The sequence below is a fragment of the Paraclostridium sp. genome, from assembly GCF_051656405.1.
GTDB lineage: Bacteria > Bacillota > Clostridia > Peptostreptococcales > Peptostreptococcaceae > Paraclostridium.
Genome location: NZ_JBOGBV010000060.1, coordinates 30,063 through 55,391, shown reverse-complemented (window position 1 = coordinate 55,391; position 25,329 = coordinate 30,063). Strand labels below are relative to the sequence as shown.

Below are 25,329 nucleotides of genomic sequence, written 5' to 3'. Positions count from 1 at the left end.
ATTATGGAAATTATATTAGACAATAGACAAGATAAAATAAAAGTAAGTGAAGACCTTTTAGGAAAAATCAATGATATAATCGTTGAGACATTATACTATGAAGGTTATGATGACAATTATGAAGTAAGTTTATCTTTTGTTGATAATGAAGAAATACATGAATTAAATAGAGAATATAGAGGTGTAGATAGAGCTACAGATGTTTTATCTTTTCCACTTTTAACAGATGAATTTGATGTTGAAATAGAAGCAGAATCTTTAGGAGATATTGTTATATCTCTAGAAAGAGCTTTAGAACAAAGTGAAGAATATGATCATAGTTTTGAAAGAGAAGTATGTTTTTTAGTATGCCATAGTATGTTCCACTTATTAGGTTATGACCATGACACTGAAGAAAATACAAAGGATATGAGAAAAAGAGAAGAGGATGTACTAAACAAGCTTAATATAACAAGGGAGTAAACTTATGGGTAAAAAGAAAGGTAAACAAGGGATAATAAATGCCTTTAATGCAGCTATTGCTGGGATTTTATACACTTTCAAGCATGAAAGAAATATGAAAATACACTACTTTGTTGCAGCGTTAGTTCTTACAATTAGTTTGTTTTGTGAATTTAATAAATTCGAAATGATGCTATTATTATTTACAATAAGCTTAGTTGTAATATCAGAAATGTTTAATACAGCTATAGAAAAAACTGTAGACATGATAACAGATACATACCACCCATTAGCTAAAATAGCAAAAGATGTTGCTGCCGGAGGAGTACTAATAGCAAGTTTAAATGCTTGTATAATTGGATACTTACTATTTTATGATAAACTAGAAACTGTAGGCGCATCTGTATTTTTTACAATAAGAAAATCACCAATTCATGTTACTCTTATATGTATAGTTTTAGTTTTAATAGCAGTAGTAGTAGTGAAATCATTAACATCTACAGGGACTCCGCTACAAGGAGGAATGCCAAGTGGTCACTCGGCGCTTGCTTTTGCACTTGCTACACTTGTAACATTTATGACAGAAAGAGTGGTAGCATCGACACTTGCTTATTTAATGGCAGTTTTAGTTGCACAAAGTAGAATAGAAGGCAAAATACATACTTTTTGGGAAACTGTAGCGGGGGCATTACTTGGAGTTTTGGTAGCTATGTTAGTTTTACAAATAGCTCAATATTAAAAGGTGGGAAAAATATTCCCGCTTTTTTTGCTTAAGAAAATATAAATATACTTTTTTCTTTTTTTTTATTTTGGTATAATGTAATGTACTACTTAAAATATAAAGTATAAGTGGTCTTTGATGGAGGTTAATATAATGGATAATAGAGAATTATTAGAAATAGCAGAAAAAGCAAGAGAACACTCTTATTCACCATATTCAAATTTTAAAGTTGGTGCAGCACTTTTAACTAAGAGTGGTAAAGTTTTTACAGGCTGTAATGTAGAATGTGCATCTTTTGGAGGGACAAATTGCGCTGAAAGAACTGCGCTATTTAAAGCTATCTCTGAAGGGTATAAAGATATAGAGGCAATAGCTGTTGCTAGTACTAATTCAGAAAAAAATGAACCTACATATCCGTGTGCTATATGTAGACAGGTAATAATTGAGTTTGGGCCGCATATAAGAATAATAACTGGATACTCAAAAGGAGATATACAGGAACAAACTATCGCAGAATTAGTTCCACATTATTTCTCAGGTAGTGACTTCAAATAAATTAAAACAACAAAAGACAAATTGAAAAGAGGAATTAATATGTTTAAATCAGGATTTGTTAGTATAGTAGGAAGACCAAATGTTGGAAAATCTACTCTTATGAATAGCGTAGTTGGAGAAAAAATAGCTATAATGAGTGATAAACCACAAACAACAAGAAATACTATACAAGCAGTTTACACAGACAAAGAATGTCAAATGGTATTTTTAGATACACCAGGTATTCATAAGCCTAAAAATAAATTAGGAGAATTTATGGTGAAATCAGCTACAGATGCATTCAAAAATGTCGATGTAGTATTATATGTAGTTGATGAGTCAAAAAAAATTGGACCAGGAGACAGAATGATAATCGAAAATTTAAGAGGAATAAAAACTCCTAAAATTTTGGTTTTAAACAAAATTGACATGTTAAGTGAAGAAGAATTATTTGACTTAATGAAAATGTACGATGCGGAAAATATGTTTGATGAGATTGTTCCAATATCAGCATTAAAAGGTAAGAACACTGATAGATTACTAAAAGTAATAGAAAGATACTTACAGGAAGGTCCTCAATATTTCCCAGAGTATATGATAACAGATCAACCTGAAAGAGTTTTAGTATCTGAACTTATAAGAGAAAAAGTTCTACACTATGTACATGATGAGATACCTCATGGGGTTGCTGTAGAAATAGAAAGAATGAAAAAAAGACCAGATAAAGATATAATAGATATATCTGCTGTTATATACTGTGAAAGAAGTTCACATAAAGGTATAATAATAGGTAAAAATGGTAGAAAGTTAAAAGGGATAGGAAAATCAGCAAGAGAAGAGATTGAATTATTACTAGGATCTCAAATTAACCTTCAAGTTTGGGTTAAAGTTAAAGAAAATTGGAGAAACCTACAAAGTTTTATAAATAACTTTGGGTATACTGATAAATAATAAAGGTGGGTTTTATGGATAGGAAAGATGAACATTCCAAGCTGTTGTTAAATCAAGTCGAGGATTTAATAGACAACAATAAAATTTTAGAATTAAGAGAATTAATGGAAGAATATCATAACAGGGATATTTTTGACATACTAGAAAACTTAGACGAAGACAAACAAATAAAGCTTTTTGAAATATTACCTATAGATATGGCAGCTTCCATACTTGATGAAACTGATTCAGAATTTTTTAGGCATATACTTTCTAAGTTAAACATAGAGCATAAAGCTAATATTTTAGAAATGATGTCTTTAGATGATATGGCAGATATCTTAGGCGAGTTAGAAGAAAATGAGAGAGAAGAAATTATAAACCTTCTAAATCAAGAAGATGCCCAAGATGTAAAAGAACTTCTTATATATGAAGAAGAATCTGCTGGAGGTATAATGACAACTGGCTACATATCTATAAATAAAGATATGACAGCAAAAGATGCCATAGAATATATGAGAGAAAATGCTATAGATGCAGAAACCATCTATTATATGTATGTGGTTGATAATTTTGATAAGTTAGTTGGAGTATTATCATTAAGAGAGCTTATAATATCAAGAGATGATAGCATAATAGAAGATTTAATGAGTGAAAATATAATTTCTGTATATGTAGATGAAGATCGAGAAGAAGCTGTTAAGCTTGTATCTAAATACGATTTAATAGCTATCCCTGTAATAGATAGAAATCGCATTTTAAAAGGGATTATAACAGTAGATGATGTAATAGATGTAATTGAAGAAGAAGCTAGTGAAGATATGTACAAATTCGCTGGTACATCAGAACAAGAAAGAGATACTATCGAACAAACTAATGTAGATCCAAAAGATAAGGTATTGTCGTCTTTTAAAGCTAGAATACCTTGGCTTATAGTAACTTTAGTTGGTGGTTTTATAGCTACATTGATATTATCGAGTTTTGATTATGTAATTGATTCAAAGTATTTTCCTTTGATATACTTTGTTCCGGTTGTTACAGGTATGGCTGGGAATATAGGAACTCAAGCATCAGCACTTACTGTAATGGCACTGTCTAATAAAAAGTTAGATTTTAAAAATGTATTATTAGAAGGAATGGTAGGTGTATTTACAGGAATTATATGTAGTTTCATTATAGGAATAGCTACGTATATTTTTGTAAAGGACATAAATATAGTTTTAATAGTATCTGTATCATTGCTTATAAATATGATAATAGGGGCGATGATTGGATCATTTATACCTATGATGTTTAAAAAAATGGATGTAGATCCGTCAATTGTTTCTGCTCCATTAATAGCTACATCCCTTGATATAATTGGGATGGTTATCTATTTTTTAATAACAACAATTACATTGTCAAAAATTGTCTAACAACTTAATGCATTTTTTTCCCCTTTCTTACTAAAAATATAGTATAAGCGTAAGAAGGGGGTTTTTAAAAATGAACAATCTGTGTTGGGAAGTTTTTAAAAAAACAGGAAGTATAGAAGCCTATCTATACTTAAAAAATAGCATAAATACAAACAATGGCGAAGTCAATATGAATAGGGAGATAGAAAACGACCATGATAATTGTGAACACCCAGGGGATAGTACTACGATCAGCAAGATATAAAGAAAATGATTTAATTTTAACAATATTTACACGAAAACTTGGGAAGATATCAGCTATAGCAAAAGGCGCAAAACGAAATAAAAGCTCGTTGTTATCTTCTTCTCAGGTTTTCTCCTACTCTAACTTTACTTTAAAAAAACAAGGCAATATGTATAGAGTAAGTCAAAGTGAGACCATTAAAAACTTTTATGATATTGCATATGATATAGAAGCTTTTTCCTATGCTACATATATAACAAGTTTAGTAGATGGATCTATATATGAAAATCAAACTAATAACAGGCTTTTTGTGTTACTAGCGCAAACTCTTTATCTATATACTCAAAATGAGGTTGATAAAGAATACATAACTAGAGCATTTGAACTAAAGTTTTTAGACTATATAGGCTTTAAACCAATAGTAAATAGATGCGTCAACTGTAATACTACAAATCTTAAAAGTAGTGTATTTAATGTTGATGAAGGTGGAATACTATGTGAAAAGTGTAAAGAAAACCATGTGTATAATTTTAAAATTGATAGCACTACTATAAAATTAATGGATTATATTTTTAGAAATGATATATTAACTTGTAGTAAGGCTAAGGTATCAAAATACTTAGTAAATGAACTAACAAAAATTTTAAAAGTATACGTTCAGGTTTACGTTGACAATGCAAACACAAAATCATTACACTTATTACAAGGAATAGAAAATAATAAAGGAGCTGATATTGATGACTGATATAACATTAGAAAAGATAGATCAAGTATTAGAGAGAGTTCCAAGTGCAAGTTATGCAGAAGCTAAAGAAGCATTGGTGATTAGTGATGGAAATGTATTAGATGCAATAATATATTTAGAGCAAAACAAAAAAACTGCAAAAGTAAAAAATAAAGCAAAAGAAAAAATGGAAACTGCTTTAGGAAAAGATGCAGAAGAAATAAAAAATCAATTAAAAGAAATGCTAAAAAGAAGTAACGTTATAAGAGTAATAGTTGAAAAAGACAATAAAATTATAATGAATATTCCTTTAACAGTTGGAGTTGTTGGGTTAGCACTAGGACCTTTAGTTACATTAGTGGGACTTTCAGCAGCTGTAATAGGCAAATTTAATATAAAAGTTCAAAATGAAGAAGACAAAACAGTTGTTGATTTAGGAGAACTAAATGAAGAGACATTAAATATGCTAAAAAATATGTTAACAAGTACTGCAAAAGAAGTTACTGATGTAGTTAAACATAATAAAAAAGATGATAAAGATATAACTGAAGAATTAATAAAAGAAGATGACGATATAACTAAATACTAAAAAAGTGTTGACAAAACTAATATTTAAGCATATTGACAAATACTCTATACTTTGATATTCTAAAAGTTAGAAAATAACCATTTAATGGCCTTTCGTGTAGACGAAAGGCTTTGTTTTTAATACAGGAGGTATTCGTATGAATTTTCAAAATATGATACTAACATTACAAGATTATTGGGCTAAGCAAGGATGTATAATGATGCAACCTTATGACGTAGAAAAAGGTGCAGGAACAATGAACCCAAATACATTCTTAAGATCTTTAGGACCAGAACCTTGGAAAGTATGTTATGTAGAACCATCTAGAAGACCGGCAGATGGAAGATACGGTGAGAATCCAAATAGATTATATCAACATCACCAATTCCAAGTTATCTTAAAACCATCTCCAGATAATATACAAGAGTTATACTTAGGAAGTTTAGAGGCTATAGGAATAGATACAAAAGCACACGATATAAGATTTGTTGAAGATAACTGGGAAGCAACTGCTGTTGGAGCATGGGGTCTTGGTTGGGAAGTTTGGTTAGACGGTATGGAAATAACACAGTTTACTTACTTCCAACAAGTTGGTGGAATAGAGTGTGAGCTTGAAACAGGAGAAATTACATATGGTTTAGAAAGACTAGCTATGTACCTTCAAGAAGTTGAAAGTGTATACGATTTAAAATGGAATGATGAAATAACATATGGAGAAGTATTCAATAGAGCTGAATATGAAAACTCAGTATACGCATTTGAAGAGTGTGATGCAGATATGTTATTTAACTTATTTGATGTATATGAAAAAGAAGCATTAAGACTTATGGAAAAAGGATTAATAACTCCAGCATATGATTATGTGTTAAAATGTTCGCACACATTTAATACTTTAGATGCAAGAGGAGCTATAGGTGTAAGTCAAAGAGCTTCATTTATAAGTAGAGTTAGAAATATGGCTAGAACAGTAGCTAAGGCTTATGTAGAGCTAAGAAAAGAAATGGGATATCCACTTTTAAAGGAAGGTGACAAATAATGAAAAATTACCTTTTATTTGAAATAGGTGTTGAGGAATTACCTGCAAGATATGTAAATTCAGCAATGGTCCAATTAAAAACTAACATAGTTAAATCTTTTAATGAAAATAGAATAACTTTTGATGAAGTTAATGTATATTCTACACCAAGAAGATTAACTGTTATAATTAATAATATATGTGAAAAACAATCAGATTTAGAAGAAGAAGTAAAAGGACCAGCTAAGAGAATAGCTGTTGATGCTGAAGGCAACTATACTAAACCTCTTTTAGGATTTATGAAGAGCAAAGGTATAAAAGAAGAAGACTTATACTTTAAGCAAGTTGGAAAAGAAGAATATGCTTTCGGTAAAATAAAGCAAGATGGACAATTAACTAGTGAAGTTTTAAAAAGCATACTTCCAGAAGCTATAAAATCTATGACATTCCCTAAGGCTATGCGTTGGGGTGGAAAGAACATGAGATTTATAAGACCAATAAGATGGATGGTTTGTATATTAAATGATTCTGTACTTGATATAGAGTTAGAAGGAATAGTATCGTCTAATACTACTAAAGGACATAGATTCTTAGGAGAAAGTGAATTTGAAGTAAACACTTTAAATGAATACTTAACTAAACTAGAAGAAAACTTTGTAATATTAAATCAAAATGAAAGAAAAGAATTAATAAAGAAACAATGTGACGATGTTGCGAAATCTTTAGGTGGAGAAATAGAATTTGATGAAGAATTACTTGAAGAAGTAACTCATTTAGTAGAGTATCCAACTGCATTCTATGGAGAATTTGATGAAGATTATGCTAAACTTCCAAAAGAAGTTGTAATAACACCAATGAAACAACATCAAAGATATTTCCCTGTTTTAAAGGATGGAAAATTACTTCCAAACTTTATAGCTGTTAGAAATGGAGATAGCCATAGAATTGATAACGTTAAAAAAGGTAATGAAAAAGTATTAGAAGCTAGACTTGCAGATGCACTATTCTTCTATAAAGAAGATACTAAGAAGTCTTTAGAAAGCTACATAGAAAAATTAAAAACTGTTGTATTCCAAGCTAAACTTGGTACAGTTTATGATAAATCTTTAAGAATAGAAAAATTAGCTAATGATATATTAGAAAAATTAAATGAAACAGATATAAAAGAAGATACACTTCGTGCAGCTAAATTATGCAAGGCAGACTTAGTTACAGGTATGGTATTTGAATTTACTGAACTTCAAGGTGTAATGGGAAGAGAGTATGCAAAAGTAAGTGGTGAAAATGAAAATGTAGCAGAAGCTATATTTGAGCATTATTTACCTAGATTTGCAGGAGATATACTTCCAGCTACTAAATCTGGAATAGTTTTATCTATATCAGATAAGCTAGATTCTATAGCAGGATTCTTTGCTATAGGAATACAACCAACAGGATCACAAGATCCATATGCTTTAAGAAGACAAGCATTAGGTATAATAAATATATTAATGGATAACAACTTAGATATAAGCTTAAGAGAACTTGTATCATTAACTCTTGATAATTATTCATTTATAGAGTTTGATAAAGATGAAGTTTTAAATCAAATAATGGAATTCTTCAAAGATAGAATAAAGAATTTATTTAGAGATTTAGGCATAAGATATGATGTTATAGATGCTATATTAAGTTCTAATATAGATGATATAGCAGATATGTATGCTAGAGCTAAAGCTTTAAACTCTTGGATAGATAAAGGTGAGTTAGTTGAAATGTTAACAGCATTCAACAGAGTTGCGACTTTAGCAGAAAAAGCTGAAACTAATAAAGTTAATATAAACTTAATGAGAGAAGAAGCAGAATTTAATTTATATCAACAATTCCAAGAAATAAGTTCAAATGTTGAACACTTATTAGCTAATAAAGAATATACAAAAGCTCTTGATGCATTCGCATCATTAAGACCAGCAATAGATAATATGTTTGACTCAGTAATGATAATGGACAAGGACGAGGCTATAAAGAATAACAGATTAGCTATATTAAAACAAATATATGACATAATGTTAAATATTTGTGACCTATCAAAGATAGTGTACAAATAGTCTGTTAAAATAACCGAGGGAATTTTTCCTCGGTTATTTAAATCCTTAATAAAAGTAGATTATAGGGGGAATTTTGCCTAAACTGGGATAAAAAAGGGCCCTATGGTTAAAACTGTAATTAAATAAATAAGAAATTAAATGTATAAATTTAATTTCTGTATTTACAACACAATATAAAATATATATAATATACTATATAAGATATAAACGGATAAACAGTGTATCACAATAAAGAGGAGTGTGATTATTATTCAACTTAATAATAGACAACTAAAGATAATCGATATCGTTAAAGAAAGTGAACCTATAACAAGTGAATGCATAGCAGCCAAACTTAATGTGACTAGAGCTACATTAAGGTCTGATTTAGCTATACTTACTATGACTGGAGTATTAGATGCTAGACCTAAGGTTGGGTATTTTTATTCAGGAATAGATAAAGTTAACTTACTAGGAGATAAAATAAAAAATAAAACTGTAGCGGACATAATGAGTATGCCTATAATGGTAACACAAGATACAAATGTTTATGATACTATAGTAAATATATTCTTATCAGATGTTGGAAGTGTATTTATAATAGATGATGAAAAAGAACTATGTGGAATAGTATCAAGAAAAGATTTATTAAAAGCAACTATAGGTGGGGGAGACATAAACAAGATACCTATAGGTATGATAATGACAAGAACACCTAATGTTGTAACTGTTACAAGTGAAGATACTGTTGTACTAGCAGCAAAGAGAATAATAGAACACGAAGTAGATTCAATACCTGTTGTAGAAGAAATAAAAAGGGATAATACAATAATAAATAAGGTTGTTGGTAGAATTTCTAAAACTAACATAACAAAACTATTTTTAGAGATAGCGGATAATTAAAGGAGGAGTATATGGATAATTTAGTCATATATGTAATATCAGACTCAGTAGGGGAAACAGCTCAGCAAGTTACTAAAGCTGCAATATCTCAATTTCAATTAAAGGATGACTATGAAATAAGAAGATTTCCATATGTTGTAGAAGTTAATTTTTTAGAAGAAATATTAAAAAGTGCTAAAGAAGAAAATGCAATAGTTATATATACATTAGTTGAAAATGAACTTTTAACATTTACTGAAGATTACTGTAGCAAGGAAAATTTAAGTTGTGTAGACTTAATGACTCCAATATTAAAGCAAATTGCTAGTAAAATAGGAGTTAAACCAAGAAGAGAACCAGGAATTATAAGAAAGTTAGATGAAAGTTACTTCAAAAGAGTAGAAGCTATAGAATTTGCGGTTAAATATGATGATGGAAAAGATCCTAGAGGCATATTACAAGCTGATATAATATTACTTGGAATATCAAGAACATCTAAGACACCACTAAGTATGTACTTAGCAAATAAGAATATAAAGGTGGCTAATGTTCCGTTAGTTCCAGAAATACCAATACCTAAGGAAGTATTTGAAATAAATCAAAAGAAAATAATAGGTCTTACTAATACTCCTGAAAAGTTAAATCAAATAAGACAAGAAAGATTGAAAGCTTTAGGATTATCAAGTAATGCTAATTACGCTAAATTTGATAGAATACTTCAAGAGTTAGATTACTCTGATAAAATAATGAAAAAGGTTGGATGCCCAGTTATAGATGTATCTAGCAAAGCAATAGAAGAAACAGCTGGAATCATAATGGATATAATGAAAGAAAATGGATTAAAAGTATTTAGAGATAACGATAAATAGGATTTTAGTGCACATCGGAATTACTTTCGGTGTGTAGTATAAATCTTATTTATTAAGATTTTTAAGGAATGGTTCAGGTGACAAAAAAACGTTTAACCGAGTACTTTGGAAATCATAACTAAGAAATTTAGTTATTACTTTAATAATAAATTTAGGTATAACAAATTAATCATGCTTGAATACAATATACAGTATATCTGTATAAAAAACATACTAGGAGGAGTTTTAGATGAGTAAGTTTGTTTATAGTTTTGCTGAGGGGTCAAAGGAAATGAAGAGTCTTTTAGGTGGTAAGGGTGCTAACTTAGCCGAGATGACTAAGATAGGCTTACCAGTGCCTCCAGGTTTTACAATATCAACAGAGGCTTGTAATGACTATTACGTAAATAATGAAAGTATAAGAGAAGATGTAGTTTTACAGATAGAAGAAAAATTAGTAGAGCTAGAGAAATCTTTAAATAAAAAATTAGGATGTAATGAAAATCCATTATTATTATCTGTTCGTTCTGGTGCAGTTTTCTCAATGCCAGGTATGATGGATACTATATTAAACTTAGGGCTTAATGATACTTCAGTTAAGGCAATAGCTAAGAATACTAACAATGAAAGATTTGCATATGACAGTTATAGAAGATTTATACAAATGTTCTCAGATGTTGCAATGGGAGTTCCAAAGTATAAATTTGAAAATGCTTTAGATAAAATAAAAGAAGAAAAAGGATACAAATTTGATACAGATCTTACAAGTGAAGATTTAAAAGTATTAGTTGAAGAATACAAGAAGATATACAAAAAAGAATTAAGACAAACATTCCCAGAAGATCCAAAAGAGCAATTAATGTTAGCTATAAAAGCGGTATTTAAATCATGGAACAATCCAAGAGCAAATATTTACCGTAAGTTAAATGATATTCCTCATAACTTAGGAACTGCGGTTAATATACAATCAATGGTATTTGGAAACATGGGAGAGACTAGTGGAACAGGAGTTGCATTTACAAGAAACCCATCTACTGGAGAAAATAAATTATTTGGAGAATACTTAATAAATGCACAAGGTGAAGATGTTGTTGCAGGAATTAGAACTCCAAAAGACATAGATACTTTAAAAGAAGCTATGCCAGCAATATATGATGAATTTGTAAAAATAACTAATATACTTGAAAATCATTATAAAGATATGCAAGATATAGAGTTTACTATAGAAAATGAAAAATTATATATACTTCAAACTAGAAATGGAAAAAGAACTGCAAAAGCAGCTATAAATATTGCAGTTGAGTTAGTTGAAGAAAAAATAATAGATGAAAAAGAAGCTATAATGAGAATTGAACCTAATCAATTAGATCAATTACTACATCCAAACTTTGAAGAGCAATCTTTAAAAAATGCTAAACTTATAGCTAAAGGATTACCAGCTTCTCCAGGAGCTAGTTGCGGTAAAGTATACTTTAATGCAAATGATGTTGTAAAGGCAGCTGAAAAAGGAGAAGAGGTTATACTTGTAAGATTAGAGACATCACCAGAAGATATAGAAGGTATGGTAGTAGCACAAGGAATACTTACAGCTAGAGGCGGTATGACATCTCATGCGGCAGTTGTAGCTAGAGGTATGGGTAAATGTTGTGTTGCAGGATGTGGAGAAATAAAAGTAGATGAATACTATAAAGAAATAACTGTAGATGGATTAGTTATAAAAGAAGGAGATTATATCTCTCTAGATGGATCAACAGGATGTGTTTACTTAGGAGTAATAGAAAAAACAGATGTTGCTCTTACAGGAAACTTTGAGGTACTTATGAACTGGGTTGATGAGTACAAAACATTACAAGTAAGAACTAATGCAGATACTCCAAGAGACGCAAGTGTTGCTATAAGTTTTGGAGCAGAAGGAATAGGATTATGTAGAACTGAGCACATGTTCTTTGATGAAGACAGAATACCAGCTGTTAGAGAAATGATTTTATCAAGAACATTAGAACAAAGATTAGTTGCTCTTGAAAAATTACTACCTATGCAAAGAGAAGACTTTACTGAAATATTAAAAGTTATGGATGGAAGACATGTTAATATAAGATTATTAGATCCACCACTACACGAATTCTTACCACATGATGATGAAGCTATAGAAGCTTTAGCAAAAACTATGGGACTTGAAGTTAAAGAAATAAGAAAAAGAATAGTAGATTTACAAGAACTAAATCCAATGCTTGGACATAGAGGTTGTAGATTAGCAATAACTTACCCTGAAATAGCTATGATGCAGGCAAAAGCTATAATACAAGGAGCTATAGAAGCTAAGAATAGTGGAGTAGAAGTTAACCCAGAAATAATGATACCTTTAGTAGGAGAAGTTAAGGAATTAAAAACTATAAAAGAAAATGTAATATCTGTAATAAATGAAGAACTTGATAAGTCAGGAGTTAAGGTAGACTATACAGTTGGAACTATGATAGAGGTTCCAAGAGCATGTTTAACTGCAGATGAAATAGCAACTGAAGCTGACTTCTTTAGTTTTGGAACAAATGACTTAACTCAAATGACATTTGGATACTCAAGAGATGATGCAAATAAGTTCTTAGGTGACTATATAAATAGTGAAATACTTGAAAAAGATCCATTCCAAGTATTAGACCAAAATGGAGTTGGTAAACTAGTTCAAATGGCAGCTAAATTAGGTAGAGGGGTTAAGCCAAATCTTAAATTAGGTATATGTGGAGAGCATGGAGGAGAACCATCTTCTATAGAATTCTGCTACAAAACAGGATTAAACTATGTATCTTGTTCACCATATAGGGTACCTATTGCTAGACTTGCAGCAGCTCAAGCAGCTATAAAAAATAATAAGTAGTAAATGAAAGGAATTGGGATATCCCAATTCCTTTGTTATTTTGCATAAATTATGTTAACCTAAATATTTTTCATTTAAGTAATACTCATTTTTACATTCTCTTAATTTTGTTTACCAATAGTTAACATATCTCTAATTTGGATTTAACATAGTTACTTTATTATAAAAATGTAAAGAAAATTCAAATAAAGGAATAAACGACAATAAAGTCGGAAAAATAATAAAGTAATTATAAAAATTATAACTTTGTGGAGGTTACCTATGTTTAAAAAGAAAATTGGAGTTTTACTAATGAGTACTATAATGGTAGGGACATTAGCTGTAGGATGTGGATCAAAAGGTTCTGGAGGTTCTAAAGTATCTGTATCAGGATCAACTTCAGTAGGACCACTTATGGAAAAGGAAGCAGAAGCTTATAAATCAGTAGACTCTAATGTATCTATAGAAATAAATCAATTAGGATCATCAGCGGGAATAAAAGATGCAATAAATGGGGTAGCGGAAATAGGTATGTCATCTAGAGATTTAAAAGGTGAAGAAAAGCAAGCAGGACTTAAAGAAGATAAAATAGCAGTTGATGGAATAGGTATAATAACTCATAAAAATAATGAAGTTAAGTCTCTTACAATGGATCAATTAAAAGGAATATACACTGGAAAAATAACTAACTGGAAAGAAGTTGGAGGAAAAGATTCTCCTATAGTTGTTGTTTCAAGAGAGGATGGATCAGGAACTAGAGATGCATTCCAAGAAATAGTTGGATTTGAATCTACTCATTTAACAAAAGAAGCACAAATAAGTGATGGAAATGGAAATATAAAATCAACAGTAGCTGGAAATGAAAATGCTATAGGATACACATCATTCAGTTACTTAGATGATAGCATACACACACTTCAATTAGATGGAATAGATGCTACAGCTGAAAATGCTAAGAGTGGAAAATATAAATTATCAAGACCATTCTTATTAGTATATAAAGAAGATAAATTAAGTGAGAACGGTAAGAAGTTTATGGACTATATAACTAGTGAAGATGGACAAAAAGTAGTAGAAGAAGAAGGTTTAATAACACTTAAATAATATAAAAAAAACTCTTTCTAAAAAATTTAGGAAGAGTTTTTTATTTGAATCTATAACATAAACGAGCTTATTACCATACTATATATTATTAACTTTTTATTTTTATAGGAGGGATAATAATGATTAAGTGTCCAAGATGTGGTAAGGAAGTATCAAATAGACCAGGTACAGTTTGCCCAAGATGTGGTCTTGATGTAGGTAAAGTAACTGAAAAAGTAAGATGCCCTGAGGCTAGTTGTAGGGCTTTAGTTTCTAAAAAATTAGAATATTGTCCAAAGTGTGGATGTAAGTTAAAAGGGTATAATTTAAATGAAATGTTAAAAATAGCAAAAATGAGATTTAGTAATAATTTTCCCGATGAGGAATAAGAGCTTTTTAAAAGCTCTTTTTTTGTTTAAAATAGTATATAGTAAATAATATTTATGGAGGTAGTATATTGCAAATAAACCAACTAAGATATTTTATAGAAGTAGCTAGAACGGGATCTATGAATCAAGCTGCAAGTAACTTATTCATATCCCAACCTAATTTAAGTAAAGCAATAGTAAATTTAGAGAAAGAATTTAAAATAAAAATATTTGATAGAACTAATAGAGGTGTAAAACTAACAAAAGAAGGCAAAGATTTTTTGACTTATGCAACTTATATAATAAATCAAATTGATAATTTAGAAAAAATATACTCTGACTTATCTCAAGAAAATGGGTTCAAGTTAGAAGTTTCGAGTATGAAATTATATACTTTAGGAATTATATTGAGCGAGGTTTACAAAAAAGTTAATAATAAAAAAATTAAAATTTCACTAAAAGAGACTCACAAAGAGAAGATAATAGAAGATGTATCTACGATGAAGTCTGAAATAGGTATAATAGCACTTTCTAATATGCAAGAGAGGGTATTTAACGGTGTTTTAGAAAATAGAGACTTGGAATTTAATCCAATATGTAAAGATAAAATATATATTTACATAGGTAAGAATAATCCTTTATATAATAATGCTGTTATAAAGCCAGAGGAGTTAAATGAATACATATGCGTACATTTAGTAGAAGAGCCTATAAATGCACTTACATATAGTGTAGAGCTAGATTTATTAGGTTTTTCTCATAAGGATAGGGCAATATATCTAAATGACAAAGAGACTATAACACAGTTTGTTTTAGAAACTAATGCTTATGTAATAGCATCAGGATTTAATAAAATAGAAAAGGTTAGTGGTATAAGGGCTATACCACTTGAAGATGATAGTGTTTATTTTACAGTTGGATGGATTAAGAGAAGAAAAGAAGAACTCTCAGATGAAGCAAGGTTATTTTTAGAAATCCTTTTAGAAAATATGAGAAATATGTAACTGTTATAAGTTTTAGTTATAACGAGTAATAGTATATATATATTAACGATAAATCTCTAGATTTGATAGTATATTAATATAGCTTTATCAAAGGAGGAGATTTATAAAATGGATACAGTTATAGATAAATCGAAGATAATGGAAGATGATAATATAGGTAGAGTAATATGGAAATTTGCGATACCAGGAATTATAGCCAGCTTAATAAGTGCAATATATAATATAGTAGATACAGCATTTATAGGTATGTTAAATGATACACTAGCAATGGCTGCGGTATCAGTAATATTTCCTTTATTTATACTAATTAATGCAGTTGGTCAATTAATAGGAGTAGGAGCATCATCTTATATAGCAAGACTTTTAGGGGCTAAGAATAAAGACGGTGCAGATGATGTAGCATCAACTGCTATAATATCATCAGTAATAGTAGGAATTATATTTACTATTTTAATATTGATATTTCTAGAGCCAATTTTAAGATTATTAGGAGCAAGCGACAGTGTAATGCCATATGCAATGGATTATGCAAAACCTATTGCAATAGGGGCTAGTTTACCAATAATGATGCCAACACTTGCAAACATTATAAGGTCAGAGGGAAATACAAAACTTAGTGCAGTAGCGGTGGCATTAGGTGCTATAATAAATATAATTTTAGATCCAATACTAATGTTTACATTTAATATGGGAGTAGTGGGAGCGTCTTTGGCCACAGTAATAGGGCAACTTGCATCAGTAGTTTTGTTATTATCATATTATATAACAAATAAAAGTTATCTAAAATTAAGTATAAAAAACTTTAAATTATCAAAGAGCATATATGGAGAAATTATTTCTGTTGGAACTGCAACTTTTTTAATTCAAGCTTTAATAAGTATATCTATGGGACTTTTAAACATAGCATCAAAACCATATGGAAATGAGTTAATTGCATCGTTTGGTATAGCTTTAAAACTATCTTCATTAGTTATGTTTGTTGTTATAGGATACAATCAAGGATTTCAACCAATTGCAAGTTATAATTATGGGGCAGGAAATTATGAAAAATTAAGGGAAGCAATAAAGATATCTATTAAGAGAACAACTATATTTTCCACATTAGCAACTATAGTCTTAATGATATTTGCACCAACTGCTATTAATTTATTTAGTAATGACCCAGCAGTTATCGAGGTAGGGGCTAAAACATTAAGATATACTCTTTTACTATATCCTCTATTAGGGTTTACACAATTATATGCAGTGTTATATCAATCATTAGGTATGCCAAAAGAAGCTTTAATAGTAGGGACAGCTAGACAAGGTATATTTTTCTTACCATTAATTATAATATTACCAAAATTAATTGGTGTTGATGGGGTATTACTTACTCAAGCAGTAGCAGATTTGTTTACAGTAATATTAACTGCATTTTACGCTCACAAGACAAATAAAGATTTGAAAAATATGGTATCAGGGAAAACAAGTAAAAGTACATGTTTATCTAATTAAATTTAAAATAATAAGAAACAAATGACGTAATTTTATATTGCCTCATTTGTTTTTTTGCGCTTAAATGAATTACGTTTACGAAAAATTTATGGATGACCTTTGAGACTTAGTTATATCAATATTGCATGTTTTGAGCGTGAAAAAAGATTTTTGAGCAACGGACGAAGTCGTTTGAGTAACGGGACACGAGTTTATCGAGTGGACGTTGACGACATGAAATTTGAGCGACATGAGCGAAGCGAATTTTTGTGCTTTAAATTATATTGAATATAGGTTGTGTAAAAATATGGTAATATATATATGGGTTAATTGAAAAGATATATAAGATAGGGGAGATTTTATTGTATAGAATAGTTATTTGTGAAGATGATGAGTCACAAAGAAGTAATTTATATAATTCGATATTTAATATATTCGATGAAATTTCGAATAAGGTTGAGATATTTGAATTTAAATCAGGAGAAGAACTTTTAAGCTCTGAAATTGAAGATATAGATATATTTTTTCTAGATATACAAATGGATGAAATAACAGGTATGGATGTTGCAAAAAAAATTAGAGAAAAAAATAGTGTTTCAGAAATAATTTTTATAACTTCACTAATTGAGTATGTACAAGAGGGGTATAAGGTAAGAGCATACAGATACTTATTAAAGCCAATAGAACATGAAGATTTAAAAGAAAATATTTTAAGCTGCATATCAGATATTATAAACAAAAGAGATAACTTTATGATTGTAGAGGAAAATGGAAGCAAGCATAAAGTATCTATTAAAAATATTACATATATAGAAATTATAAAAAAAGATATAACAATTCACACCTTAGATAGAGATTACAATATTAAGAATAGGATTAAAAATTTAGAAAAAGAGTTATTAGTACATAATTTTTTTAGATGTCATAAGAGTTATTTAATAAATATGGAGCATGTTGATTTTATAGGAAAAGATAATGTTATGATAAAAAATGAAGAGATACCTGTTAGCAAACACAGAATGAGCAATTTAAAAACTAAATTAACAAACATGTTGGGGTCAATAATATGTTAAAGGAAAATTGTGTTTACTTATTAATTATATTAATATCTTCTTCTATAGAATTGATAACTTTAAATGTATTATTAAATGAATTTGTAGAGTTAAAAAATAATAGAAAAAAGATAGTTACTAATTTAATTATTTTTATTTTATTATTTTCTATATGTAAAATTATTGCAGTTAGTATAATAGCAGAAGCTAATTGGACAATTAAAGAAGCCGAATTATGGACACCAATAATTAAATCTACCAAAGTATTAATATCTGTAACTTTAATTATTATATTTGTAAAAATCAACTATGAAATGAAATCTATTAAAAGTTTAATTGCAAGTATAGGTTATATTTTATTTTTAGGTTTGCTTAATGAGGGAACATATGCTTTTTTAATATTAATATGCAATCGATTAGAAGGTATGGACTATCTAAATTTAAGTGATTATTGGTATTATACATTCAGATATGCAAAACTAGTTTTTTTAGAAGTAAATATACTAACAAATTTATTGTTAATATATATTGTATCAATAACTAAAGCCTTAAAGCTAAAATTTAGTCTAAATAACACGCAATATAAATATATATTTTTTTCAATAATATTAAATTTATTAAGTGCTATATTAATATTTGCAACTATATATAAAACAACACAATCAATAACAAATTTTGCTTTAGATTTTGTAATTGTATTAATTTCAAGTAGCATACTTATTTTAAACATATTTTTCATGTGGTTAATAATAAGAGTTATAAAAGATAGTAAATTAAGGGCAGAAAATAAGTGTATAAAAGAAAATATACAATTACAGCATCAGTATTATTTGAATATGCAAGAATCTCAAATGAAAGTTAAAAAATTATATCATGATATGAAAAATCATATGATATGTATAGAAAATATGTATGGTAAAAATGAATATGTAGAAAGTATAAATAACCAACTTAAAGAGTGTAACTCTATATTTAATACAAATAATATGATTTTAGATATTATATTAAATGATAAAAAACGTATTTGTGAAAGCAAAGGAATAGATTTGATAGCTAATATAAATTTTAAAGAATGTAATTTTATAGACTCAGCAGATGTATGTAGTATATTTTCAAATATGATAGATAATGCCATAGAAGCTTGTGAAAATATAGAAGATAATAGTATTTCAAAGAAAATTAACATAAAAGGAACTATAGTTAAAAGCCTATATATTATAAAATGTGAAAATCCAAAAAATAATATAATTAAATTAAAAAGTGGTAAGATTTTAACTAATAAAAAAGATAAGTTTTTACATGGAATAGGTATAAGTAGTATGAAAAATTCTATAGAAAAATATAATGGAAATTTAGAAGTGAATGATTTAAATACTAGATTTTTAATAAATATTTGTATACCCTTAAAACCTAATGAAAATAATTTATACATAAAAAATGCATAGTGATAAAAGTAAGGAAAAAGAACATCTAAACAATTAGATGTTCTTTTTTTGCCCAGTTATATCTAAAAAATACCCAGTTGTGTCTTTTATATTGTTAAAAGATTAAATAAAATATATATTTTTTATGAAAATACTTATGGGGATTTTAGGAGGTAAATATGTCAATTTTAAAAATAAAAAATTTGAGTAAGGTATATGGAGAGAATGAAACAGAGGTAAAGGCGTTAAGCCATATAAACTTAGAAATAAACAAAGGGGAGTTTGTTGTAATAGTAGGAAAAAGTGGAAGTGGGAAAAGTACACTTCTTCATATAATGGCAGGACTTGAAACCCCTACATATGGAGATGTAATTATAGAAAATACAAATCTTTCTTCTTTAAATGAAAAAGAAAGATCATTGCTTCGTAAAGAAAAAATAGGATTAATATTTCAATCATACAACTTAATACCAGTTTTAACAGTAGAAGAAAATATAAAATTACCAACTATAAATACAAGTAATCAAGATGATGGATACGTAAATGAATTGATGGAGTTACTTAATATAAAAGAAAGAAAAAATCACTTACCAAATCAATTGTCAGGGGGTCAACAACAAAGGGTTGCAATAGGAAGAGCACTTGTAAATAAGCCTGCTATTATATTTGCAGATGAACCTACGGGAAATTTAGATACAAAAACAGAAAGTGAAGTATTAAATCTTTTAAAAGAATCTCAGAAAAAATATAATCAGACGATAATAATGATAACTCATAATATGGATATTGCTAAATATGCAGATAAAATTATTAAAATAGAAGATGGATTTATTAGGGAGTAGGTGAGATTATGAAACTTATAGATGTAGTTAAAAGTTATATTATGAAAAATAAGAAAAATTCATTATTAATAATTGTAAGTATTATAATTTCAACTGCGCTTTTTTTAGTAATGAATATAATAAGTGAAGATGCAAGAAATATAATGATAAATCAAGCAAAACAAGAACTAGGGTTAAAAAATGTTTCATATTGGAATCCAACTAACAAGCAGGTAAAAGATATAGAAAATAACTCTAGAGTAGATAAAGTAGGCAAATCTATGCTTTTAGGACTTCATGATATTGGGCATGCTCAGACATTACAAATATTATGGGATGATAAGGTAGCACAAGAAATAAACAAATGTTATGAATTAAAAGAAGGAAAGTTACCAACAAAGGAAAATGAAATTGCAGTAGATTCATGGTATATAGATCAAAAGAAAATGAAAAATCCAATAGGACAAACAATAAAATTAAATTATATGAAACCTAAAGCAAATGGAAGTACTTTATATACAGGTAAAAAAGATTTCAAGATAGTAGGTATTTTAAAATCAGACTCTATTTTAAAAGAACAAGGCATGTCTATAGGAGCTATAAGTGAAGAGTGTGCTATCAAAAACATACCAGTTAAAGATAAATACGACCAAGTTATGTTAACTTTTAAAAAAGAAAAAAATATACCTAAGCAAGTGGAAAAACTTGTGAAAGAAGAAAACTTAAATAAAGATTATATGAATTTAAACAATAAGTTGATAATAGCAATGTCAGATAGTATGAGCTTAAAAATACCATATATAATAATTAATATGGTTCTAGCATTTACTACAATATTGCTTATATACAACATATTTTATATATTAGTATCAAATAGAACAAAGGATTTTGGTATATTAAGAGCAGTAGGATTTATACCAAAAGATGTATCAAAAATTATGATATTAGAAATATTTATATACTCTATTATAAGTATCCCAATAGGGTTGTTATTAGGAGAAGTTATATCAAATTTATTTAGAGATTATGTAATAGGAGTAATATATAACATTGATTATGCAAATTCAATAAAAAGTCCAAATTATATGAGTACATATATAATATCAGCATTACTTAGCATATTTACTGTAATAATATCTGTATATAAACCACTTAGACTATGTTCTAAAATAGACCCTATGATTTGTATAAGAAGAAATGATGAAAAAATTAAAATAAATCAAAAATCAATAATAAGTAAATTTATGAACAAATTTTACAAAGATTATGGAAACATAGCATCTAAAAATATACAAAGAAATAAAAAGCGTACGAATGTAGCTATAACATCAATGGTAATAATATTCTTTTTAATGTTCACAGTATATACTAAATCAACTAGTAACTTTTTAAATGATGGAGGATTGAGATGGTGGATACCAGGTGAGTATTTACTTCACAATATAGATATAAATACAGTGACTAAAAATGAAAAAAGTTATGATAAAACTACATTAAAATATATACAAAATATAGAGGGTATAAAAGAAGTAAATGCATATAGAGATAAGCATTTTATAATACAAACAGATGATAAGCATATGAACAAAACATCTGAATATTGGAAAACAAATAAGCATATAGAGCAAAATTCTGAAGTTAAAAATGGAGAAAAAATTTATAATAATCCTACTGAATTTTTAGGAATTGAAGATATAAAAATATTAGATGATGTATTAATAGACGGAAAAGAGAATTTAAAAAAATTAAACAAAGAACCATATATATATATAGATAAAATAGCTAGTGAAGGTCTTAATTTAAAAAAAGGAGATAAAGTTAATATAAATTTCAATATAACTGATTCAAAAACCGGTGACTATAAAGAGACTAAATCTAAAGAATTTATTATTGGAGGAATTATTAAAAATCTACCATTAACAGCACAGGCAGGAACTTCTATTAGTGGAGTTATGTCCGTTAATCAAATGAATAAATTTACAGGTATTTCTACATATGAAAGGTTTGATATATGGACAAATAAGCTTTCAAATCAAAAAAATATTGAAAGTGAATTAAAGCAAATAATCGAAAATAGTGGTAAAGGGATTTTAATTCCATATAAAAGTGAAGCTGCTGGAATTGAAAAAAGTGATAATCAAAAAGCTATGATTATGACTTTAGTTGTTGGAGTTATAGTTTTACTATCATTATTCAACTGTTGTAATACTATAGTTACTAGCATAAATAGTAGAAGTAGAGAATTTGCATTATTTAGAGGTATAGGAATATCTAAAGATGAAGTGAAAAAGATTGTTGTACTAGAAAGTTGTATATACATTGTAGTAGGTTTTATTATTTCTATAATACCTACCTTGATAGTAAGGTATATAATAATAAAATCTTTTGAAACTATTCAATTAATCAACTTGAAGTTTATAATAGCTGTAATTTTAATATTACTAGTTATAAGTGCAATAATTATAATAACTACATTGAAAACATTAAAAAATGTTCAAGGTGAAGATTTTATAGAACAAATAAAAACTTTAGAATAAATTATAATAAGTAAGGGTAGTATTATGCTACCCTTACTTATATATTACTACATTCTTCAAGTTGAACACCATCATTAAGTAATTCAAACTTTAAAGTAACTTTAAACAAATCACCATCAATATCTAGGTCAAGATATCCATCTTGCATTTCAACTAAATTTCTAGCAATTGAAAGCCCAAGTCCACTTCCATTTGTATTTCTTGAAACATCTCCACGAACAAATCTTTCAAGTAGCTCATTAGGTGATATGTTTAATTTATGATTAGATATATTTTTCATAGATATAAAAACATATCCGTAATTCGTATAAACATCAATATATACTCTTGTATTTGGCAAAGAGTATTTTGTTATATTAGTAATCAAGTTATCAAATACCCTGAACATTCTTTTTCCATCTATATTACTAAATACAGGGAAGTTAGGGGTATCAATTATAAAATCAAGATTAGAAGCTTCAATCTTATCGTCAAGCTCAACAATACTTTGTATTAAAAGTTCTTTTATATCTGTTTTTTCCAAATGAAGTTCTATATCACCACTACTTATTTTAGACGCTTCGAATATATCTTCGACAAGGGTTTTAAGTTTAGCAGCTTTTTTATCTAGTATATCTATATAAGTTTTAGTTGTTTGTTCATCTAGTTCATTATTTTTTAAAATATCTATATAACTAATAATTGAAGTTAATGGAGTTTTTAAATCATGACTAACATTTGTTATAAGTTCTGTTTTTGTTCTTTCTCCTTTTAATTGACTTTCAAGAGCATTGCTTAGCCCATCGCTTATATTATTTACACTTTGTGCAATAGAGGCTAACTCATCATTACCTATTACATCAAGTTCATGTTCTAAATCACCTTTTTCAATATCTTTAATATTTCTATCTATATATTCTATATAATCGACTTTTTCTTCAATCTTTTTATAAATATAAGCATAGCATATTAAGCAAGGTAAAGTTAGATGAGCTGCTTTAATCAATGCATCTAGTGAACGAAAGCTAAATAAAATTATTGATATATAATTGAATGTAAATTGAATTAATATAGTTGCAATAAATATAAATGAAATTTTTTTATTTAATGTATTTTTATTACTCTTAGAAAGAAAGCTGACTAATATTTTAATAGTTATAAATCTAGATTTTATATCATTCTTACTATAATAAACACTAAGAAATGTAATATAAACACTCGATAAAATGATCACGTCATTTATAACTGCATCAAATGGAAAAGCCCTAAATGAATAAAGTATAATATAACTTCTAGTAGAATTAAAAAAGCATATAACAATTATTAAGGCTTCAACGGGAGCCCACATGTTTATAAGCCTAACTAATGAATATAGAAATTTAATATTAGCTTTTCTATTAATTAAATAAACTATCAAAGAAATTAAGGTCGCTCCCAACATAAAAGCAACTAAACTTTTTTGATTTGATGCAAATTCCCTCATACGATGAGCATATAAGTATGATTCAAATAATGTTGATAAAGATATAGAAAGTATAAACAACGATAAAAACTTTAAAAGTGGATTATTAATAAGCAATTTTTTCGATTTTGTAACCAATTCCCCACACCACCTTTAAATATTTAGGATCTTTTGAGTTAATTTCTATCTTTTCTCTAATCCTTCTAATATGAACAGCTACAGTTTTTTCACAATTATAAGCTATTTCATCCCACACATGTTCATAAATATCTTTAGAAGAAAAAACAATTCCTTTATTTTTAAGCAAAAATTCTAAAATTTTAAATTCAATAGGAGTAACCTTAATATTTTCCCCATCTAAAGTAACTACTTTTGTATCTTTATTAAGGCAAAGCCCACCACTATTTAAAATTGCATTAGTACAACTAGAAATATGGGTATTTTCACCCATTGTATTTAAGTTTATAAATCTTCTGAGTTGAGACTTAACACGAGCTATAAGTTCTAATGGATTAAATGGTTTAGTTATATAATCATCAGCACCCATGTTTAATCCTAAGATTTTATCCATATCTTGATCTTTGGCAGATAAAAGGATTATAGGGATATTGTTATTTTCTCTGATTTTAAGAGTAGCCTTAAGTCCGTCCATGTTTGGCATCATAACATCCATAATAACTAAATCTATATTACTATCTATTAAATTCTCAATAGCTTCCAATCCATCATATGCTTTTAAAATATTAAACCCCTCTGGTTTTAGATAAAATTCAATAGCATCAACTATTTCTCTATCATCATCAACTATTAATATATTTTCACCCATAAAATCACTCCTTCAGAAGTTATTATAACATAGAGTTTTATGCATTAAATCTATAAACACAAGATTAAATTATTAAGAATTT

General features: G+C 28.0%; 23 protein-coding genes. 21 read left to right on the top strand and 2 right to left on the bottom strand.

Going from position 1 to position 25,329, the window contains the following annotated elements; translation table 11 throughout:
- Nucleotides 1-3 precede the first annotated feature (3 nt).
- The 21 genes from ybeY to ACRDDE_RS08875 all read left to right on the top strand — a co-directional run bounded on the left by ybeY (nt 4) and on the right by ACRDDE_RS08875 (nt 22,980).
- Nucleotides 4-462, top strand: a complete 459-nt coding sequence (gene ybeY, locus ACRDDE_RS08975; RefSeq protein ID WP_438626927.1) for an rRNA maturation RNase YbeY — start codon at nt 4-6, stop codon at nt 460-462.
- A gap of 4 nt (nt 463-466) precedes the next feature.
- The gene (locus ACRDDE_RS08970; protein ID WP_021429952.1) at nt 467-1,180 is read left to right on the top strand and encodes a diacylglycerol kinase; all 714 of its coding nucleotides are present in this window, start codon (nt 467-469) and stop codon (nt 1,178-1,180) included.
- A gap of 135 nt (nt 1,181-1,315) precedes the next feature.
- Nucleotides 1,316-1,717: a cytidine deaminase gene (gene cdd, locus ACRDDE_RS08965; protein WP_021429957.1), complete on the top strand. Its 402-nt coding sequence runs from the start codon at nt 1,316-1,318 to the stop codon at nt 1,715-1,717.
- 39 nt (nt 1,718-1,756) lie between these two features.
- Nucleotides 1,757-2,647 carry a GTPase Era gene (gene era, locus ACRDDE_RS08960; protein ID WP_438626926.1) on the top strand — a complete coding sequence of 297 codons (891 nt, stop codon included), beginning with the start codon at nt 1,757-1,759 and terminating at the stop codon, nt 2,645-2,647.
- 14 nt (nt 2,648-2,661) lie between these two features.
- Complete coding sequence (gene mgtE, locus ACRDDE_RS08955) at nt 2,662-4,041, top strand: magnesium transporter (protein ID WP_021432127.1); 1,380 nt, start codon at nt 2,662-2,664, stop codon at nt 4,039-4,041.
- 70 nt (nt 4,042-4,111) lie between these two features.
- Nucleotides 4,112-4,285 carry a YqzL family protein gene (locus tag ACRDDE_RS08950; RefSeq protein ID WP_438626925.1) on the top strand — a complete coding sequence of 58 codons (174 nt, stop codon included), beginning with the start codon at nt 4,112-4,114 and terminating at the stop codon, nt 4,283-4,285.
- Nucleotides 4,236-5,009, top strand: coding sequence for a DNA repair protein RecO (recO, locus tag ACRDDE_RS08945; RefSeq protein ID WP_438626924.1), 774 nt, complete (start codon nt 4,236-4,238; stop codon nt 5,007-5,009). Before ACRDDE_RS08950 ends, recO begins: the two co-directional genes overlap by 50 nt.
- Nucleotides 5,002-5,577 carry a DUF4342 domain-containing protein gene (locus tag ACRDDE_RS08940; protein WP_419742642.1) on the top strand — a complete coding sequence of 192 codons (576 nt, stop codon included), beginning with the start codon at nt 5,002-5,004 and terminating at the stop codon, nt 5,575-5,577. Before recO ends, ACRDDE_RS08940 begins: the two co-directional genes overlap by 8 nt.
- 136 nt (nt 5,578-5,713) lie before the next feature.
- Nucleotides 5,714-6,592: a glycine--tRNA ligase subunit alpha gene (glyQ, locus tag ACRDDE_RS08935; RefSeq protein WP_021429889.1), complete on the top strand. Its 879-nt coding sequence runs from the start codon at nt 5,714-5,716 to the stop codon at nt 6,590-6,592.
- Entirely contained in the window at nt 6,592-8,658 is a 2,067-nt protein-coding gene (glyS, locus tag ACRDDE_RS08930; protein ID WP_438626923.1) for a glycine--tRNA ligase subunit beta, read from the top strand. The genes glyQ and glyS overlap by 1 nt, the downstream gene beginning before the upstream one ends.
- A 240-nt stretch (nt 8,659-8,898) precedes the next feature.
- Nucleotides 8,899-9,540 (top strand): helix-turn-helix transcriptional regulator, encoded by a 642-nt coding sequence (locus ACRDDE_RS08925; RefSeq protein ID WP_438626922.1) that lies wholly within the window; start codon nt 8,899-8,901, stop codon nt 9,538-9,540.
- Nucleotides 9,541-9,551: 11 nt separating this feature from the next.
- On the top strand, nt 9,552-10,388 hold the full coding sequence (locus tag ACRDDE_RS08920; RefSeq protein WP_438626921.1) for a pyruvate, water dikinase regulatory protein: 837 nt from the start codon (nt 9,552-9,554) through the stop codon (nt 10,386-10,388).
- A gap of 229 nt (nt 10,389-10,617) precedes the next feature.
- The gene (ppdK, locus tag ACRDDE_RS08915; protein ID WP_438626920.1) at nt 10,618-13,239 is read left to right on the top strand and encodes a pyruvate, phosphate dikinase; all 2,622 of its coding nucleotides are present in this window, start codon (nt 10,618-10,620) and stop codon (nt 13,237-13,239) included.
- Between the two features lie 261 nt (nt 13,240-13,500).
- Complete coding sequence (locus tag ACRDDE_RS08910) at nt 13,501-14,322, top strand: phosphate ABC transporter substrate-binding protein (protein WP_438626919.1); 822 nt, start codon at nt 13,501-13,503, stop codon at nt 14,320-14,322.
- Nucleotides 14,323-14,441: 119 nt separating this feature from the next.
- A complete protein-coding gene (locus ACRDDE_RS08905) occupies nt 14,442-14,690 on the top strand; it encodes a hypothetical protein (protein WP_438626918.1) in 249 nt (82 codons plus the stop codon).
- Nucleotides 14,691-14,758: 68 nt separating this feature from the next.
- The gene (locus tag ACRDDE_RS08900) at nt 14,759-15,673 is read left to right on the top strand and encodes a LysR family transcriptional regulator (protein WP_438626917.1); all 915 of its coding nucleotides are present in this window, start codon (nt 14,759-14,761) and stop codon (nt 15,671-15,673) included.
- 108 nt (nt 15,674-15,781) lie between these two features.
- Entirely contained in the window at nt 15,782-17,167 is a 1,386-nt protein-coding gene (locus ACRDDE_RS08895; RefSeq protein ID WP_438626916.1) for an MATE family efflux transporter, read from the top strand.
- A gap of 341 nt (nt 17,168-17,508) precedes the next feature.
- Entirely contained in the window at nt 17,509-18,219 is a 711-nt protein-coding gene (locus ACRDDE_RS08890) for a LytR/AlgR family response regulator transcription factor (RefSeq protein ID WP_220796794.1), read from the top strand.
- On the top strand, nt 18,213-19,643 hold the full coding sequence (locus tag ACRDDE_RS08885; RefSeq protein ID WP_438626915.1) for a GHKL domain-containing protein: 1,431 nt from the start codon (nt 18,213-18,215) through the stop codon (nt 19,641-19,643). Before ACRDDE_RS08890 ends, ACRDDE_RS08885 begins: the two co-directional genes overlap by 7 nt.
- 158 nt (nt 19,644-19,801) lie before the next feature.
- The gene (locus tag ACRDDE_RS08880) at nt 19,802-20,464 is read left to right on the top strand and encodes an ABC transporter ATP-binding protein (protein WP_142730456.1); all 663 of its coding nucleotides are present in this window, start codon (nt 19,802-19,804) and stop codon (nt 20,462-20,464) included.
- Nucleotides 20,465-20,472: 8 nt separating this feature from the next.
- The gene (locus ACRDDE_RS08875; RefSeq protein WP_438626914.1) at nt 20,473-22,980 is read left to right on the top strand and encodes an ABC transporter permease; all 2,508 of its coding nucleotides are present in this window, start codon (nt 20,473-20,475) and stop codon (nt 22,978-22,980) included.
- 37 nt (nt 22,981-23,017) lie between these two features.
- Here ACRDDE_RS08875 and ACRDDE_RS08870 read toward each other — a convergent pair whose 3' ends face one another.
- Together ACRDDE_RS08870 and ACRDDE_RS08865 are read right to left on the bottom strand one after the other, a co-directional pair.
- On the bottom strand, nt 23,018-24,559 hold the full coding sequence (locus ACRDDE_RS08870; protein ID WP_438626913.1) for a histidine kinase dimerization/phospho-acceptor domain-containing protein: 1,542 nt from the start codon (nt 24,557-24,559) through the stop codon (nt 23,018-23,020).
- A complete protein-coding gene (locus ACRDDE_RS08865) occupies nt 24,528-25,247 on the bottom strand; it encodes a response regulator transcription factor (protein ID WP_438626912.1) in 720 nt (239 codons plus the stop codon). Before ACRDDE_RS08865 ends, ACRDDE_RS08870 begins: the two co-directional genes overlap by 32 nt.
- Nucleotides 25,248-25,329: the final 82 nt, after the last annotated feature.